Raw genomic sequence first — 17,315 nt, 5'->3', positions numbered from 1 at the left:
CAGTTCTCTTCTGGCGGGGTACGCCGGACGGGTCAGCGCGTAATTTTCAGGTCCAGTGAATCCACGCGCTCAACAAACTCGGGGTTGGCAGTCAGGCGCTGCTGCAGGCCGGCCGCCAGGGCGGAGATGTCCTGCGGATCCAGTCCGGGCGCAAGCTGAAGCACCATTCTAAGCTCAGGTCCGGCCCCGCCCCCTGCCACCGGTGCGCCGCCGGCGGTCCGGGACGCGGTCCCGGGGCCCTGCTGCAGGATCACCGCACGGATCCGGGGGTCCGGCGCCGCGGCGGCTTCGGCCACGGCGGCCAGCGCCGCATCCGTATAGGAAGGCGTCCACTCCTGCTGTTGGGCGAGCGCCCACATGGCCGGACGCCGCACCACGAAGGTGAACTCCGCGCCGGGGTCAATGACCAGCAGCTGGGCGTCTTCGGCCACGGCGGACAGTGCGGCACGGTTCGCGTAGACCGCCACCGGCCGGGCTTCGGAATGCCAGTGTTCCAGGGCCGCCACCGAGGTGAACACCGGCAGCGCCTTGCGGCCGTCCGGGGCGGTCAGCGACACCAGGGCCATGTCTGCCTGCTTGTCCGCCGCCAGGCCGTGGTCCGATTCGGCTTCCTCGCCGAGCACGGCCACAATCGGGACAAACACCCGGGCGGTGGCGAGCGAGGCCACCACCTCGGCCTCGCTGCCGGTTCCGGCGATCAGCTTCTGCAGAGCGGAGACGTATCCGGCGTCGGCTTCGCCCGTGTCCGAGTCGAAGTTGTGCAGCGGGTTTCCCTCGCCGGCCAGATCGCGTCCGGCCCAGGCCCGGCCGGCGGAATCCGCGGGCCCTCCTGCCCCGGCAAGGGCTGCGGCGATGTGGCCGGGCAGTTCACGTGCGGCCATGCTCAGCGTTCCGGGTGCCCGGCGACGTCGAAGGCCTGCGGCAGCGTGAACGCTCCGGCGTAGAGTGCCTTGCCCACAATCGTGCCTTCCAGGCCGAGCGGCACCAGCTCGCGCAGGGCGGCGAGGTCATCGAGGCTGGAGATGCCGCCGGAGGCAACCACGGGGCGGTCGGTGCGCTTGAGTACTTCGCGCAGCAGCTCCACGTTGGGTCCGCGCAGCGTCCCGTCCTTGGTGACGTCGGTGACTACGTAGCGGGGGCAGCCGGCTTCTTCGAGACGGGCCAGCACCTCCCAGAGGTCTCCGCCTTCCTTGGTCCAGCCGCGTGCCGCCAGCGTGGTGCCGCGGACATCCAGTCCGACGGCGATGGCCTGGCCGTAGCGGGCAATGGCGCTGGCGGTCCATCCGGGGTTCTCCAGGGCGGCGGTGCCCAGATTGACCCGGGTGGCCCCCAGTTCCAGGGCCTTCTCCAGGGACTCGTCGTCGCGGATGCCGCCGGAGAGCTCAACCTTGATGTCCAGGGACTTCACGACGCGGCTGAGCAGGTCCAGGTTCGAACCCCGGCCGAACGCCGCATCCAGATCCACCAGATGGACCCACTCGGCGCCGTCGTTCTGCCAGGCCAGGGCAGCGTCCAGCGGGTCGCCGTAGCTGGTTTCGCTGCCTGCCTCGCCCTGGACGAGCCGCACGGCCTGGCCGTCGGCCACATCCACGGCGGGCAGGAGTTCAAGGACAGGGGTTTCGCTGAAGGGCATCTCTAGTGCTTTCGATGGTGGGGTCAGGAGAGGTCAAGGGTCAGCAGGTACGCGCCCAGCAGGGCCAACCCCGCCAGCACCCAGAAGCTGATAATGATGATTTTGGACATGCCCTGGCTGCGGAAGGACACCGCACCGCCGATCAGCAGTCCGGCCAGGCCCATGAGGACTACGCTCCACATAGCCGCTAGCCCAGTGTCTTCAGCCAGTTGTTCAACAGTGCAGCCCCGGCGTCGCCGGACTTTTCCGGATGGAACTGCGTGGCTGAAAGCGCACCGTTCTCCACCGCCGCAATGAAGGGTCCGCCGTGCTCGGCCCAGGTGACCTGGGGCGGGCGCATGGCCGGCTGGGTGACGTCGAAGTCCCACTTCTGCACACCGTAGCTGTGGACAAAGTAGAACCGCTGGTCTTCGATGCCTGCAAACAGCGCCGAGCCTTCCGGCGGGGCCACGGTGTTCCACCCCATGTGGGGGACGACGTCGGCGGCGAGCCGCTCGACGACGCCGGGCCATTCGGCCATGCCCGGAGTGCGGACACCGTGTTCCACGCCTTCATCAAACAGGACCTGCAGGCCCACGCAGATGCCAAGGACCGGCCTGCCGCCGGCCACGCGGCGCCCGATCATCCGGATCGCATCCACGTCCTTCAGTCCCTGCATCACGGCGGCAAAGGCTCCGACCCCGGGCACCACCAGCCCGTCGGCGTTCAGCACGTCGTCGGGTTTGGCGCTGAGTGTCACGTTGGCACCGGCATGTTCCAGGGCGCGGACAGCCGAGCGGATGTTGCCGGAACCGTAATCCAGGACGGTGACGTTGCGGGGACTCACAGTGTTCCCTTGGTGGACGGGATGCCCTCCACGCGCGGATCCGATTCGACGGCGGAACGGAGCGCGCGGGCAAAGGCCTTGAACTGTGCTTCGACGATGTGGTGCGGATCCCGGCCGCCCAGGACCCGCATGTGCAGGCAGATCTGCGCGTGCAGGGTGATGGCCTCAAACACGTGGCGGGTCAGCGATCCGGTGAAGTGTCCGCCGATCAGGTGGTATTCCTGTCCGGCAGGCTCCCCGGAGTGCACCAGGTACGGACGTCCGGAAATATCGACTACGGCGTTGGCCAGCGCCTCATCCAGCGGCACGGTGGCTTCGCCGAATCGCCGGATGCCGGCCTTCGTGCCCAGGGCGGTCTTCAGCGCCTCGCCGATGCTGATCGCGACGTCCTCCACGGTGTGGTGGACGTCGATATGGGTGTCGCCTGTGGCACGCACCGTGAGGTCCATCAGGGAGTGCTTGGCCAGGGCCGTCAGCATGTGGTCATAGAACGGTACCGAAGTGCTGATATCGGCGCGGCCGGTGCCGTCCAGGTCCAGCTCGACGACGACGGACGATTCGCTGGTAATCCGCTCGAGGCGGGCGGTGCGTCCGGTGGCGGTCTCCACAGTCATGGGGTTCCTTCACGAAGATCGGGGTCGGGGCAATAGTCAAAGCCCCGGCAGGTTCCCAGTTTAGTCCCGAAGGTACCGACTCCCCGAAACGGAGGACGTCGCAGGACACGGAGTCTTCCGCCGGCAGGCCCCTGCCGGCGGAAGACTCTGCCGCGGAGCTGCTCAGGCCGTCAGGAGTTCCCGCAGCCGGTCCAGGAATGCGGTGGTTTCGGCTTCCGTACCGGCGGTGACGCGCAGGTGGCCGTCAATGCCGACATCCCGGACCAGGACACCTGCTTCGAGCAGCCCTTCCCACACGGCACGGGGGTTTTCCAGTCCGCCGAACAGCACAAAGTTGGAATCCGACGGCGCCGGTTTCAGGCCGAGTCCGGTCAGCTCCGCTACGATCCTGTCCCGCTGGCTCTTGATGTCCTCCACGTTGGACAGCAGGGAGTCGGCGTGGGTGAGTGCGGCAACCGCAGTGGCCTGGGTGATTGCCGAGAGGTGGTAGGGCAGCCGGACCAGACGCAGGGCATCGGAAACCTGGGGCGCGGCCGCGAAGTAGCCGATGCGGGCTCCGGCCAGGGCAAACGCCTTGGACATGGTCCGGGAGACGATCAGCCGTTCCCGCCCGGGGAGCAGCTGCAGGGCGCTGGGGTTGTCTGCATGGGAGAACTCCGCATAGGCCTCGTCCACCACAACGACGGCGTTGGAGGCCTCGCCGGCCTCGTACGCGGCTTCGATGACGTCCAGTTCCATGCCGGTTCCGGTGGGGTTGTTGGGTGTGCAGAGGAACACGAGGTTGGGTGCCTGTGCCCGGATCTGTTCCGCAGCCGAATCCGCGCTGAGTGAAAAATCGGCTGCCCTGGTACCGGTGACGTAGGTGGTGCCGGTGCCGCTGGCGAGCAGCGGGTACATGGAGTAGGTAGGCGGGAAGCTCATGACCGTCCGTCCGGGACCGCCAAAGGCCTGCAGGATCTGCTGCAGGACCTCATTGGATCCGTTGCCGGCCCAGATGTTGTCCGCCGTCAGGCCGTGCCCAAGGTAGGTGGCCAGGCTCTGACGCAGCCGCGTGAATTCGCGGTCCGGGTACCGGTTGAGGCCGCCGACCACTGATTCAATCTCGGCCATGATCGCCCGGCGCACATGCTCGGGAAGTCCATGGGTGTTTTCGTTGACGTTCAGCAGGATCGGCACATCCAGCTGCGGGGCGCCGTAGGGGGTCAGGCCGCGCAGATCATCGCGCAGGGGAAGTCGGTTCAGGTTTTCCAGCTGTTCGTTCACCACTACAGCTTAGGACCTTCAGCCACGGCGTGCTTGAGGTTACCTCGGGGCCGGAACGTACAGCTGGAGGCCGGCGGGGACTGCCGTATCGGTCAGGTTGTTGAGTTCCACGATGTCCGCGACCACGGTGCGGGGATCCTGGTCCGGCGCGAATTCGGTGGCGAGTGACCACAGGGAATCCCCGGCCGAAACACTGACCTGGATGGCGCGGGTCTCTTCAGGGGCGCTCCCTGAGGCCATGGCGGGAGCGGTAAAGAACCCGAGGAAGGCCAGCAGGACGGCGGCCGCCAGCATCAGGGGCACCCCCACCAGGACGAGCCTGCCGCGCCGGGTGAGGTGCAGCCGTGCGGACTCGGGGCGAACGGGCTCGGGCGGAACGCTCCGCGCCGGCGTACGGTTCTGGGAAGTGCGGTCCTGGGACGTCTGGCTCTGGGCGGTCTGGGCCTGGGAAGTCTGGCCCTGGGCGGTCTGGGCCTGGGCGGTCTGGCTGCGGGAAGTCTGGGGAAGTACGTGTACTGACATGTCAATACCTTTCCGATCCGAAGTGCCGCCGTGCCGGTCCCGGTGCGTCCCGCACAAACACCGGGAAACGCCATGGATCGAAGCTGCATTCGAAAATCTGGTTGGTCAGCCGAGGTGTCGGCCGACCGCATTCGAACGTATGTTCTAAGTTGTACTCGAACATTTCTAGCACTTATCTACGAACATTGTCGAGACTCGCTCGAATATATGTTTGAAAATTCCTTTGCGCTCCCCTAGCGTTGAACCTGTTGGAAGCGGCTGGAACCAACTAACCATCCACCACTGACAAAACGGCTCAGTCGTTGCCGCTAAAGCCGCACATAGAATCACCGAATCACCGCACAACACACCTGATATACCGCTAGAACCATCCGGCCCGCGTCCACGGGCCGACTGTGAAGGGAAGCCGACGTGGCCCGTGTTACCAATGGCAGCACCCCCTCCCCCGCCGCGCCATCGCCGGCCGGCCGCTCCAAGGGGCTTACCGCGCGGCAGACCAAAATCCTGGAGACCATCCAGCGTTCGGTCAGCACCAACGGGTATCCGCCGTCCATGCGGGAAATCGGTGACACGGTTGGCCTCGCCAGCCTCTCCAGCGTTACCCACCAGCTAAGCCAGCTGGAAAAGCTGGGCTATATCCGCCGGGATCCCAAGCGTCCCCGGGCCATGGAAATCCTCGTTCCGCTCCTGCTCCGTGACGCGCCTGCGCGCGGCAGCAGCACTGCTGCGGCCCAGGAGGGCACCGCCGGGGAGGCTGCCAACGCCGCAGCGAACGGCGGCGCGCCCGGAAGCAGTGCTGCCGGTTCCAAGAGCGTTTCCGACCTCACCACGGCAATCGACACGGCGATGGTGCCGCTGGTGGGACGCATTGCCGCCGGCGGCCCCATCCTTGCCGACCAGCAGGTTGAGGAAATGGTTCCCCTGCCCCGTCAGCTCGTCGGGCACGGCGACCTCTTTATGCTTCGCGTCGCGGGCGATTCCATGGTGGACGCCGCCATCTGTGACGGCGACTGGGTAGTGGTGCGGCGTCAGCCCACTGCTGAAAACGGTGACATTGTTGCCGCCCTGCTCGAAGACGAAGCCACAGTGAAGACGTTCCGGCAGCGCAACGGACACACCTGGCTGCTGCCCCAGAACACACGCTATGAGCCGATCCTCGGTGACGAAGCCACGATCATGGGCAAGGTCGTCTCGGTAATGCGCTCCCTCTAGGGAGAACCGCCCTCAGGAACACCGAACAAAGCACAAAAAAGCAGCGCTGCCGGCAGTTTCCCGCCGGCTGCGCTGCTTTTTTTGCACCCTATTTATGCGCTGCTTTTCCCCTGTCCCGGGTGGCGGTTACTTTCCTGAGCCGGCCGGTTCCGCGGAGAGCCGCTTCAGTGCCTGGAGCACCACGGTACGGTCCGTGGTGGACCAGAAGGGCGGCAGGGCGGCGCGCAGGAAACTGCCGTAGCGGGCGGTGGCCAGGCGTGAGTCCAGGACGGCCACCACGCCCTTGTCTCCGGAGGCGCGGATCAGGCGCCCGGCGCCCTGCGCCAGCCGGACGGCGGCGTGGGTGGCGGAAACACTCATGAAGCCGTTTCCACCGGCCTTGGCGACCGCCCGGGTCCGGGCCGTCATGAGGGGATCGTCGGGGCGCGGGAACGGAATCCGGTCGATGATCACCAGCCGGCAGGATGCTCCCGGAACGTCCACGCCCTGCCACAGCGACATGGTGCCGAACAGGCATGTCTCGTCCTCGTCGGCGAACTGCTGCACCAGGGCGGACATGGTGGATTCACCCTGGCAGAGGATGGGATAGTCCACGCGCGAACGCAGGGCATCGGCCGCTTCCTCCGCGGCCCGCCGGGAGGAGAACAGTCCCAGCGCTCCGCCGCCGGAGGCGTTGATCAGCGCCTCCAGCTCATCCAGCTGCTCCGGGGACGTCCCGCGTCCGGGTTTCGGCAGGTCCTTCGCCACATAGAGGACGCCCTGCCGGGGATAGTCGAAGGGACTCCCGACGTCGGTGCCGGTCCATTTCGGCGCGCCGGTGCCCAGCAGCCCCAGGGCGCCGGCCACGGGACCGAATTCCGCCCCGATGGCCAGGGTGGCGGAGGTCAGCACCACGGTGTGACCGTCAAAGAGGCCTTCCCGCAGGCGGCCCGCTACGGACAGCGGCGCCACGTTCAGGGTGGGCGGGGCATCGTCTTCGGGCGCCGCGTATCCGGTGCCCGGTGAGAAGGTGCTGGCACGCGAGGCCCACAGCACCTCCCCCGAATTCACCGCGTCCAGGATCCGTTCGCACAGTTCCAGCACGGCCATCAGCCGGGAGCGCGCCATCTGGCGTCCACCGTCCACGGCGTCGGAGCCTTCGGGCTTGGAATCGGACAACGCAGTACGGCAGGCGTCCCGCACGGAGCCGAGGACGAGTTCCTGCTCCCCGGTCAGTCCTGCTGCCAGCAGGCCGGAGGGAACCGGGGCGAATACCGAGTCGAAGGCCCGGCCTGCCGCCGCGAGGGGTTCCATGGTGGCGGAGGTGTGTTTGCGTGCCGCGGACACCGCCGCGGAAATGATGGTCCCCGACAGCTGTCCGGTGACCGCTCCGGTGACGCGGTCCTGCAGTTCGTGGGCCTCGTCGATCACCACCACGTCATAGTCGGGCAGTACGGCCAGGCCTTCGAAGGCGCTGATGGCCAGCATGGCGTGGTTGGTGATCACCAGATCCGCTTCAGCGGCCTTGGCGCGGGCACGTTCACTGAAGCAGAGTTCGGCAACCGGGCACTTCTGCGCTCCCAGGCATTCCATGGAGGTCACGGAGACCTGGCGCCAGGCGCGGTCGCTCACCCCGGGCAGGAGCTCGTCCCGGTCACCGGTCTCTGTCTCCTGCGCCCATTCCTGCAGGCGGACGACGTCGCGTCCCAGGGCCGAGGTCGGGCCGCCCGACGGTGCCGGATGTGACACTGCCTGCTGGTCTCCCAGCATAAACAGGGTCCCGGCTTCATCCTCCTCCGGGAAGCCGCCGCCGGTCTTGTGCAGGCAGACGTAGTTGGCGCGGCCCTTGAGCAGCGCCACATCAACCTCCCGCGGAAGTTTCGGCTCGAGGGTCTTCAACAGGCGCGGAAGGTCACGCCCCACAATCTGCGACTGCAGGGCGAGAGTGGCCGTGGAGACGAGTGCGGGCTTGTCGCTCTCCAGGGCATGGGCAATCAGCGGAACCAGATAGGCGAGGGACTTCCCCGTGCCGGTCCCCGCCTGGACCAGCAGATGATCGCCGGACTCGATGGCTTCCGCAACCTGCCGGGCCATCTCATGCTGGCCCGGACGGTTTTGCCCGCCCATGGCAGACACCGCGGTATCCAGCAGTTCCAGGACCTGCTCCGGCCCCCGTACATCCTTACTACCCATGGGTCACGAACGGCTCCAGCTCCGCAGCCAGCCCCTCACGGACCTTGACGTGCATCCGGGTGCCGTCCTCGACATGCTCCACGGACAGGATTTCCGCATCCTGCTGGTGCAGCCGGGAGACAACCTCGCCCCGCTCGTAGGGCACCAGCAGTTCCAGGTCCACGCCGGGGCGCGGAATGCCCTCGGAAATGGCCTGCAGCAGCTCCGGGATGCCTTCGCCGGTGCGGGCGGAAACCACCACGTGCCGGGACTCGCGCTGGCGGAGCCGTTCAAGAACGAACGGATCCGCGGCATCGGCCTTGTTCAGCACGATGATTTCCGGCACCTTGCGGGCGTCGACCTCGGCCAGGACGGTGCGGACGGCAGCGATCTGGCCCTCCGGGTCCGGGTGCGAGGCATCCACCACGTGCAGGATCAGATCTGCGTCGGCCACTTCCTCCAGCGTTGAGCGGAACGCTTCCACCAGCTGGGTGGGCAGCGAGCGGACAAAGCCGACGGTGTCTGCCAGCGTGTAGCCGATGCCGTCTTCGGTCTGTGCCTTGCGGATGGTGGGGTCCAGGGTGGCGAACAGGGCGTTCTCCACCAGCACCCCGGCGTCTGTGAGCCGGTTCAGCAGCGAGGACTTGCCGGCGTTGGTGTAGCCGGCAATGGCCACCGAGGGCACCGAGTTGCGGTGCCGGTTGGCCCGCTTGGTTTCGCGTGCGGGCTTCATACCGGCGATTTCGCGGCGCAGCTTCGCCATCCGGGTGCGGATCTTCCGGCGGTCCAGCTCGATCTTGGTTTCACCGGGACCGCGCGAACCCATGCCGGCGCTGGCACTGCCCACCTGGCCGCCGGCCTGGCGGGACATGGACTCACCCCAGCCGCGCAGGCGCGGCAGCAGGTATTCCAGCTGCGCCAGTTCCACCTGGGCCTTGCCCTCCCGGGACTTGGCATGCTGGGCGAAGATGTCCAGGATCAGGGCGGTGCGGTCGATGACCTTGACCTTGACGATGTCCTCGAGCCCGCGCCGCTGGGAAGGTGCCAGCTCACTGTCCACAATCACCGTGTCCGCGCCGGTGGCCATAACGATCTCTTTGAGTTCCTGTGCCTTGCCGGAGCCGAGGAACGTGCCGGGATCGGGCTTCAGCCGGCGCTGGATGATTCCGTCGAGGACTTCCGATCCGGCGGTTTCGGCCAGGGCTGCCAGTTCCTTCAACGAGTTTTCAGCGTCCGCGGCGGTGCCTTCGCTCCACAGTCCGGCGAGGACCACCCGCTCGAGCCGCAGCTGGCGGTATTCGACTTCGGTGACGTCCTCGAGTTCCGTGGAGAGGCCGGCGACGCGGCGCAGTGCGCGGCGTTCGGCCAGGTCCTGCTGCTCGCCGTCGTGGACGGAATGCTCCGTCCCGGCGTCCGATAGTGCCAAGGCACGCCCGCGGGTGGAATCTCGGGCAGCGGCGGACGCGGTTTCAACCGCGCTGTCTTTGGCGAGGATCCTGTCGATGACCCCTTGAATGTCCGAGGGGCTCAGCTCCGGCGTGGAACTGTCCGCAGAATCCATGGCGCGGGAGTTGTTGATGGTCATAATCTCCTTAGTGGGGCGTACTTCTATGGTAGGCCAGTGCACTGACAAACTATGGGGAATACTGGTTCTCCGCAACGGTTGCCTGCTCTGCCCGCCGACTTCTACAACCCCCTCGGCCCGCCGGAAATTCCTTCCCGGGACCCCCGAGCGACTAATCTGGACTGTTATGGGTTCAGACCACTACTTCTCCTCCACACCGTCCGGACCCGAGGTCCGCCGGCCCCTGCATGTGACCCTGAACGGGGCACCGCGCACGCTTCAGACCGCGGGCGGGATCTTCAGCCCGGACGGGCTCGACAAGGGTACGGCCGTCCTCCTGGACGAGGTCCCCTCCCCTCCTGCGACGGGCAACCTGCTGGACATCGGCTGCGGCTGGGGTCCCATCGCGCTGACCCTGGCCCTGAAGTCCCCGGCCGCGCGGGTCTACGCCGTCGACGTCAATGAACGCAGTCTGGGTCTGACCCGGGACAACGCGGCGGCGCTCGGATGCGGGAATGTCACGGCCGTCCTGCCCGGGGACCTGGATCCGGATGTCCGGTTCGACACCATCTGGTCCAATCCGCCCATCCGGATCGGGAAGGACGAGCTGCATGACCTGCTGCTGCTTTGGCTGCCCCGCCTGGCACCGGGCGGCACGGCCTGGCTGGTGGTGCAGAAGAACCTGGGTTCGGACTCGCTGCAGCGCTGGCTGGCCGAGAACCTGCCGTCCGGCTTCGCCGTCTCCCGCCACAGCACGGCCAAGTCCTTCCGGATCCTGAAAGTGGAACGCAGCGCCTAGAGCAGGGTTCCGCGGGCCACGAGAACGGCCGGGCCGCTCAGCTCCACGTGCTCGCGGCCGTCCGGTCCGGTAAGGAAACGGACGCCGACGACGCCGCCCGGGACGGTCACGGCCCAGTTATCCGGCGCTTCGGCTCCGGCCCAGAACCGGGTGGCGGCGGCTGCGGCGCAGGCGCCCGTGCCGCAGGAGAGGGTTTCGCCCACTCCGCGCTCGTGGACGCGCATGCTCACCAGCCCCACTCCGTCCTCCACGAGCGGCTCGGCCGGAACCACGAATTCCACGTTGGTTCCGTTCTCCGGGTCGGGCTGCACGGACGGGGGCTGGGTCAGGTTGGTTGCGGCCAGCTCGGACAGTTCGGCGAGGGCAACGACGGTGTGCGGGTTGCCCATATTAATGGACAGTCCCGGGCGGGGAACTTCCAGGCCGTCCGCGTTCACCACGGTATCCATGGATTTGGCGGCTGCATGGTCGGGGTAAATGAACTCCCAGGGACCCATATCCACCGCGTAGCCGCCGGCCGTGCGGGTCACGGTCTTGAGCCCGGCCCGGGTCCCGATCACCAGGCTGCCGCCCTCCGCCAGGTCCGCCAGGCCCTCCTCCAGCAGGAAGTGCACAAAAACGCGCACTCCGTTTCCACACATTTCCGAGACGCTGCCGTCCGAGTTCCGGTAGTCCATAAACCACTGCGCTTCAGGGGCGCCCTCAAGCAGCACCCGTCCTTCGGGAACGTGTTCGGAGCGGACGGCGCGGATGAGGCCGTCCGCGCCCACCCCACGGTGCCGGTCACAGATTGCCGCCACGTCCGCGGCGGCCAGGTTCCGCGTGCCGGCGGGATCAGCCACCAGCACAAAGTCGTTGCCGGTGCCGTGCCCCTTCGCGAAGGGAAGCCCGGCAAGGGCAGCGGGCAGGCCGGAGGCGGACAGGGTGGCGGCGGAAGCGGCAGGAGTGGAAGTCACCCCTCAAGGATACCGGCCGGACCGGCCCGGCGGACGGCCTCCGCTGCCCGGGCGGGCAGATCCGGATCGTTGTGCTCGAGCCAGGTGATCCGGGGATCTGCGCGGAACCAGGTCAGCTGGCGGCGGGCAAACTGGCGGGTGGCCACCACGGTCGCCTCAGCTGCCTCCGCCACGGAGGATTTCCCGTCCAGAACGGCCAGGAACTGGGCGTAACCGAGGGCGCGGGACGCGGTCCGGCCGGTCCGCAGTCCGGCGGCCTCCAGACGCCGGACTTCCTCCAGCAGCCCCTGTGCCACCATGGCATCCACGCGGCGGGCCAGCCTGTCATGCAGGACGGGCCGCTCCACGCTCAGGCCGATCTGCACAGCCGGCGTGACGTACTGGCGCACCGGCATGAAGGAACTGAAGCGGCGTCCGGTGAGCTCGATGACTTCCAGGGCACGCACTACGCGCCGCGCATCCGAAATCCGACCGGCCGAGACCGGATCGGCATCCTGCAGCCGGGCCTGCAGGACGGGCAGGCCCTGCGCCGCCAGCTCGGCTTCGAGGCGGGCACGCACCGCAGGATCGGTTCCCGGGAACTCCAGGACATCCAGTGCGGCGCGGATATACAGGCCGGAGCCTCCCACCAGGATGGGGTATCTGCCCCGCCCGCGGATCTCTTCGATGAGTGTCCGCGCGGAGCTTTGGAACGCCGAAACGCTGGCTTCGTCGGTGACGTCCAGGATGTCCAGCAGGTGGTGCGGAACGCCGCGGCGTTCCGCCACGGGAATCTTGGCCGTACCGATATCCATGCCACGGTAAAACTGCATGGAATCGGCGTTGATCACCTCGCCGCCGAGTTCCATGGCCATGGCCACGCCAAGGTCGGACTTGCCGGAGCCGGTGGGCCCGACGACGGCGATCACCGGAAGGTCAGCCGCCGGCGCGCTGCCGGTGCCGGAGAGGAACTCCGCGGCAGAGCCTGCGGAGCTGTTCGGGGTAGCCACCACCGGTCAGGAACGCGGCGGAAGGGCCGGCATACCCAGGGACACACCCGTACGGGTGCCGGCCGGTCCGGCGGGCACACCGCAGGATTCGGCCTGCGACCGGTCCCAGGCGTCACCGGCCCGGGACCGGCGCAGCGAGTAGTCGGCGGCCGTGGCCGGATCGGAGATCAGGTGGAAGGCTGCGGCGGCCGTCACCGGCACGGTCACCAGGTCCCCCGGGCGCGGGACGGGTGCGCCGTCGGGCACCGAGAAGTGCACCAGCCGCTGGTCCCGTGCGCGGCCGGAGAGACGCCCCGTCTCCCCGGACTTGCGGCCCGATGCCGCCGTGACCATCAGCTCCACGGTGGTGCCCACCTGCTTGGCGTTTTCCTCGGCCGCGATCCGGTCCTGCAGGGCGGTGAGCCGTTCAAAGCGTTCCTGGACCACCGCTTTCGGCAGCTGGTCGGGCAGCTCGGCGGCCGGGGTGCCGGGACGCTTGGAGTATTGGAAGGTAAAGGCCGTGGCGAAGCGGGCCTGCTCCACGACGTCGAGCGTGGCGGCGAAGTCCTCTTCCGTTTCGCCCGGGAAACCGACGATGATGTCGGTGGAGATGGCCGCATGCGGCATCCGTTCCCGGACCCGGTCCAGGATCCCGAGGAACTTCTTGGAGCGGTAGGAGCGGCGCATGTCCTTGAGGACCTTATCCGAGCCGGACTGCAGCGGCATGTGCAACTGGGGCATGACATTGGGCGTTTCGGCCATGGCTTCGATGACGTCGTCCGTGAAGGCCGCCGGGTGCGGGCTGGTGAACCGGACCCGTTCCAGGCCCTCGATCTCCCCGCAGGCGCGCAGCAGTTTCGCGAAGGCTCCGCGGTCGCCGAATTCCACCCCGTAGGAGTTCACGTTCTGGCCCAGCAGCGTGACCTCGATGGCGCCGTCGTTCACCAGGGCGGAGATTTCAGCCAGGATCTCCCCCGGCCGGCGGTCGCGTTCCTTGCCGCGCAGCGACGGGACAATACAGAAGGTGCAGGTGTTGTTGCAGCCTACGGAGATGGAGACCCATCCGGAGTACACCGAGTCACGCTTGGTGGGCAGGGTGGAAGGGAAGACGTCGAGGGACTCGAGGATTTCCAGCTCCGCCTTGGCATTGTGCCGCGCCCGTTCCAGCAAGGCAGGCAGGGAACCGATGTTGTGGGTGCCGAAGACGGCGTCCACCCAGGGTGCCTTGCGCAGGATGGTCTCGCGGTCCTTCTGGGCCAGGCAGCCGCCGACGGCGATCTGCATCCCGGGGCGCTCTTCCTTGACCGGAGCCAGGAGGCCGAGGTTGCCGTACAGCTTGTTATCCGCGTTTTCGCGGACCGCGCACGTATTGAACACCACCAGGTCCGGCTGCCCGCCGTCGGACGGGACATAGCCGGCACCTTCGAGCAGCCCGGAAATACGCTCGGAATCATGCACATTCATCTGGCAGCCGAAGGTGCGGACCTCGTAGGTGCGGGGCTGGGCAGCAGCGGCGGCGGGGGCAGGAGAGGTAACAGTCAGACTCACCCTCCTAGGGTACGTCCATCTGCGGGGCGGTCCGGCATGTCCCGCAGTGCACTTATTTAGTACCAGTTATTGGCATAGTGGAAATTCAACGCACTGCAGGGGCTGCCGTAACGCGAGGCAATGTAATCCAGCCCCCAGGTGATCTGCGTGGAATAGCTGACCTTCCAATCGTCCCCGGCAGCGGCCATCTTCTCGGCCGGCAGAGACTGGGCGATTCCGTAGGCACCGCTCGAGGGATTGACGGCGCTGGTCAGCCATTCCGATTCCTTGGTCCAGAGCTTGTCCAGGCAGGTCAGCTCGGCGGCCTCCCATCCGCGGGCGGGCAGGGCGGAAGCAGCGAAGGCCCGGGCTGCCGCGGGATCGTCCACGGGCACCGCGGCACGTGCCGCTTCCTCCGCAGCCTGCTGCCGCGCGGCCGCCTCCGCTGCCTGCTGCTGCCGCTGGGCCGCCTCCGCTGCCTGCTGCTGCCGCTCGGCCGCCTCCACCGCGCCGGGCTCCACCACCGCACCGGCCGCGGCCGGGGGCTCGGCCGAGGCAGGGGTGGAAACGCCCTCCCGCCCGGGTGCCGGTATTTCAGAGTCGTATCCGGCCAGGACAGGATCGGCAAGGTTTACCAGCTGGATGCCGGCAGTGGCACGCAGGGTGGCTCCCGCCGTCCCCAGTGAAGCACCGGAGATGCCGGCTAAGGCAAGGGAGCCCACGGCCGTTGCGGCCCCCAGATGAAGCCGGCGACGGCGTCGCCGGGCTCGTCGGATGCGGGTCAGGTCGCGGCGGGAAAAGTTAGGTGAACTCACAAACGCAGGACGATATCGGAGATTCCCGCAAAAGTCACAAAATGGTAACGCCGATATTGACGTTTCGCCCCCTGCGTGGTGCTGGTACGGGGTTTAGTACCAGTTGTTCCGCTGCCAGAAACCGTAGGCGCCGCACGGTGTCCCGTAGCGGGACTTGATGTAGTCCAGCCCCCAGTTGATCTGGGTCCGGTAATTGGTCAGCCAGTCGGAACCGTGGCTGGACATGTTGCTTCCCGGGAGGGACTGCGGAATACCGTACGCGTCGCTGTAGGGATTGTCTGCGCTGGTCAGCCAACCGGACTCGTGGTTCCACAGGATCACCAGGCAACGGAACTCGCTGGTGTTCCAGCCGAAGGCCCCCATCCGTCCCGCGGCGTAGTTCTGCGCCCCGGCCGGATCATCCACCGGCTGGACGGGTGACGGTGCCGTGGGCGGGGCCGGCGCACCGGGGGCGGGAGCCGGAGCGGGTCCGGGCGCCGGAGCGGGTCCGGGCGCAGGCGCCGGTGCAGGCGCAGGTCCGGGTCCGGGGTCCGATGCGGGCGGCACGGTTCCGGTGGGCGGAGCATCACCGCCCGGTGAACTCGCCGGCTGCCGGCCTGCCGGCTCCGGCCGCTTCGCTGCCGAGCGTTTGGCGGCGGCTTCCTGTTCTTCGAACGCCTTTTCGGCGGCTATTCCGCGTAGCCGTGCTTCCTCGGCTGCGGCGGTGCTGCCGTGCAGCTCCGCCAGCTGCTCAAGCAGGACGGATTTCCGGGTCTCCTCGTCCCGCACCGCTTTGGCTGCCGCCTCGGCGGCTGCCTGGCCGTCACGCAGCGCCCGCTCTGCCTCGGCGGCGAGTTCGGCGCGGGCATCCCTGGCCTGTCGTTCCTGGTCGCTGAACCCCGCAGCCACCTTTTCCGAGGCCACCGCCTCGGCGTACATGGTCCCCGCCCGTGAGGACACCCTGTCCATCAGGTCCACACCGTGAAGTTCATCCGCCGAGGCATCCGCCGCAAGCAGCATCAGGGTCGACCCCGTACCCCCGGACTTATAGGTTTGAGCCGCGAGCCCGGCAACCTGCCGCATTAATTCCGCAGAATGCTCCTCGGCCGCTTCCCCCTGGGCGGCAAGCGACGCAAGCTCTTTGTCACTGGCCGCCAGCGCATCCCTGGCTGCGTTGTAGCGGTTGGTGGCGTCCGCTGCGGCGTCGCCGAGGGTTCCGGCGTCCTCGCGCAGCTCCGTGAGCAGGCCCTCCAGCTTGTCTGCTTCAGCAGCCTTGGCTGTTTCCGAGGACTTGGCCTGCTGGATGTCGTCCCAGGAAGGGTAGGACTCGGCGGCCGAGCCGGGCGCCGCGGTGAGTACCGCTGAGGCAAGTACGCCGCTGAGGACGAGAGCATAAACAGGAGCCGATCGTGTCCTCAGCGGAGCGAATCGACGTGCTGAATGCATCATGTGTCCCGCCAACCTCATCTTTAACATGGTCGGCACAGCATACGATACGGCGCGGCGGATGGACACCACGGCAAAAGGACTCCCGGGCGCCTTGCCGGGCAGGAGGTTAGACCGAATCGCTTCGGGTGTCCCGGATTTCGCCGATCACCTCAGCGGCCACCCGGAACCCCAGCGACGGCGAATAGCCCTTCCGCGCCAGCATCCCGACCAGCCGGCGGGTCTGTTTGTCACGCACGCTGCGGTCAGACAGATCCGCGGAGGCCTGCAGCTTTTTCCGGGCCAGGGCACGGGCACTCTCGAGTTCATCCTCCGCGCTCACCTGCTCCAGCGCCTCGGCGGCCAGGTCCGGGGCAATCCCCTTTTCCGTCAGCTCGCGCCGGAGCGCTCCGCGGGCCAGGGACTTGCTCTGCGATCTGCTGCGGACCCACAGCCGGGCAAACTCGGCATCATCCACGAGCTGCACTTCCTCGAAGCGGTCGAGGACAGCGGCTGCGGCATCGGGTGGAATTTCCCGCTCCGCAAGCTTGGTTTCAAGTTGCCGGCGGCTCTTGGGCGAGGCAGTGAGCTGGCGCAGGACAATGGCCTTTGCCTCCGCGTAGGCTTCCTCGGGGGAAAGCGGCTCAGCCTCCTGGCCGGGATCCTGCGGCTCCTGCCGGCCCCGTTGCCGGCCGGATTTCCTTCCGCCGCGCTTCCCGGGGCCGGATACCCCCTCGCCGGTGTCCAGCCATGGTTCGTCGGCGGCGGCTTCCTCGCCAAAGCCGTCCTCCTTGAAGGCATCCGGTGTCTTGGCGGTGGTCCTCCTGCGGCGTGACGCCTTGGCGCCGGCACCGGCCTTCGCCCGCCCCGCGGCGGCGTCCCCGCTACCGGCGCTGCGGACGGCCTGGTCGGGGGCGGCAGCTTCGGCGGCGGCCGTTCCGGCTGCGATATCGGCGAGGCGGCGCTTCAGCTCCGCGAGGGTTTCTTGCTGCGGGGTATTCATACGTATCACTCCAGGGCAGTGTGTTCCCGGCCATCGGCGGTGCCGCATTCCGGGGAAA

At 67.7% G+C, this 17,315-nt stretch carries 17 protein-coding genes; 2 read left to right on the top strand and 15 right to left on the bottom strand.

The features are described from left to right. Positions 1–32: 32 nt before the first annotated feature. The 7 genes from GD627_RS14315 to GD627_RS16910 form a co-directional block, all read right to left on the bottom strand. Complete coding sequence (locus GD627_RS14315; protein ID WP_146363246.1) at positions 33–881, bottom strand: SseB family protein; 849 nt, start codon at positions 879–881, stop codon at positions 33–35. Between the two features lie 2 nt (positions 882–883). Then, a complete protein-coding gene (gene priA, locus GD627_RS14310) occupies positions 884–1,633 on the bottom strand; it encodes a bifunctional 1-(5-phosphoribosyl)-5-((5-phosphoribosylamino)methylideneamino)imidazole-4-carboxamide isomerase/phosphoribosylanthranilate isomerase PriA (RefSeq protein WP_146363248.1) in 750 nt (249 codons plus the stop codon). 23 nt (positions 1,634–1,656) lie between these two features. Further along, the gene (locus GD627_RS16605; protein ID WP_186764318.1) at positions 1,657–1,815 is read right to left on the bottom strand and encodes a hypothetical protein; all 159 of its coding nucleotides are present in this window, start codon (positions 1,813–1,815) and stop codon (positions 1,657–1,659) included. 5 nt (positions 1,816–1,820) lie between these two features. Next, positions 1,821–2,459 (bottom strand): imidazole glycerol phosphate synthase subunit HisH, encoded by a 639-nt coding sequence (gene hisH, locus GD627_RS14305; protein ID WP_152273028.1) that lies wholly within the window; start codon positions 2,457–2,459, stop codon positions 1,821–1,823. Next, positions 2,456–3,073: an imidazoleglycerol-phosphate dehydratase HisB gene (gene hisB, locus GD627_RS14300; protein ID WP_152273027.1), complete on the bottom strand. Its 618-nt coding sequence runs from the start codon at positions 3,071–3,073 to the stop codon at positions 2,456–2,458. The genes hisH and hisB overlap by 4 nt, the downstream gene beginning before the upstream one ends. A gap of 162 nt (positions 3,074–3,235) precedes the next feature. Then, on the bottom strand, positions 3,236–4,336 hold the full coding sequence (locus tag GD627_RS14295; protein WP_152273026.1) for a histidinol-phosphate transaminase: 1,101 nt from the start codon (positions 4,334–4,336) through the stop codon (positions 3,236–3,238). 39 nt (positions 4,337–4,375) lie between these two features. Then, entirely contained in the window at positions 4,376–4,858 is a 483-nt protein-coding gene (locus GD627_RS16910; RefSeq protein WP_246165519.1) for a LysM peptidoglycan-binding domain-containing protein, read from the bottom strand. A 501-nt stretch (positions 4,859–5,359) separates the two neighbouring features. On the opposite strand from GD627_RS16910, the gene lexA reads away from it, so the two are divergent. Then, entirely contained in the window at positions 5,360–6,070 is a 711-nt protein-coding gene (lexA, locus tag GD627_RS14285) for a transcriptional repressor LexA (protein WP_425481933.1), read from the top strand. Positions 6,071–6,196: 126 nt separating this feature from the next. On the opposite strand, the gene GD627_RS14280 is transcribed toward lexA, so the two are convergent. Continuing rightward, the gene (locus GD627_RS14280) at positions 6,197–8,242 is read right to left on the bottom strand and encodes an ATP-dependent DNA helicase (RefSeq protein ID WP_152273024.1); all 2,046 of its coding nucleotides are present in this window, start codon (positions 8,240–8,242) and stop codon (positions 6,197–6,199) included. Continuing rightward, positions 8,235–9,806 (bottom strand): GTPase HflX, encoded by a 1,572-nt coding sequence (gene hflX, locus GD627_RS14275; RefSeq protein ID WP_152273023.1) that lies wholly within the window; start codon positions 9,804–9,806, stop codon positions 8,235–8,237. The genes GD627_RS14280 and hflX overlap by 8 nt, the downstream gene beginning before the upstream one ends. Positions 9,807–9,972: 166 nt before the next feature. Between hflX and GD627_RS14270 the strand changes: the two genes are divergently transcribed. After that, positions 9,973–10,584, top strand: coding sequence for a class I SAM-dependent methyltransferase (locus GD627_RS14270; protein ID WP_152273022.1), 612 nt, complete (start codon positions 9,973–9,975; stop codon positions 10,582–10,584). Here the strand turns inward: GD627_RS14270 and dapF are convergent. From dapF to GD627_RS16995, 6 genes are all read right to left on the bottom strand, one after another. Beyond that, the gene (gene dapF / locus GD627_RS14265; RefSeq protein WP_152273021.1) at positions 10,581–11,540 is read right to left on the bottom strand and encodes a diaminopimelate epimerase; all 960 of its coding nucleotides are present in this window, start codon (positions 11,538–11,540) and stop codon (positions 10,581–10,583) included. The genes GD627_RS14270 and dapF overlap by 4 nt on opposite strands. Continuing rightward, positions 11,537–12,448 carry a tRNA (adenosine(37)-N6)-dimethylallyltransferase MiaA gene (miaA, locus tag GD627_RS14260; RefSeq protein WP_246165542.1) on the bottom strand — a complete coding sequence of 304 codons (912 nt, stop codon included), beginning with the start codon at positions 12,446–12,448 and terminating at the stop codon, positions 11,537–11,539. The genes dapF and miaA overlap by 4 nt, the downstream gene beginning before the upstream one ends. Before the next feature lie 87 nt (positions 12,449–12,535). Continuing rightward, complete coding sequence (gene miaB / locus GD627_RS14255; protein ID WP_152273019.1) at positions 12,536–14,056, bottom strand: tRNA (N6-isopentenyl adenosine(37)-C2)-methylthiotransferase MiaB; 1,521 nt, start codon at positions 14,054–14,056, stop codon at positions 12,536–12,538. A gap of 56 nt (positions 14,057–14,112) precedes the next feature. After that, positions 14,113–14,850 (bottom strand): aggregation-promoting factor C-terminal-like domain-containing protein, encoded by a 738-nt coding sequence (locus tag GD627_RS16520; protein ID WP_153297133.1) that lies wholly within the window; start codon positions 14,848–14,850, stop codon positions 14,113–14,115. A gap of 93 nt (positions 14,851–14,943) precedes the next feature. Next, positions 14,944–16,278 carry an aggregation-promoting factor C-terminal-like domain-containing protein gene (locus tag GD627_RS17000; protein WP_153297132.1) on the bottom strand — a complete coding sequence of 445 codons (1,335 nt, stop codon included), beginning with the start codon at positions 16,276–16,278 and terminating at the stop codon, positions 14,944–14,946. A gap of 106 nt (positions 16,279–16,384) precedes the next feature. Then, the gene (locus GD627_RS16995; RefSeq protein ID WP_152273016.1) at positions 16,385–17,257 is read right to left on the bottom strand and encodes a regulatory protein RecX; all 873 of its coding nucleotides are present in this window, start codon (positions 17,255–17,257) and stop codon (positions 16,385–16,387) included. Between the last annotated feature and the right edge of the window lie 58 nt (positions 17,258–17,315).

This window comes from Arthrobacter yangruifuii (assembly GCF_009192775.1).
GTDB lineage: Bacteria > Actinomycetota > Actinomycetes > Actinomycetales > Micrococcaceae > Arthrobacter_B > Arthrobacter_B yangruifuii.
The sequence above is the reverse complement of the archived record's forward strand: the minus strand, read 5'-3'. Positions and strand labels throughout refer to the sequence as shown.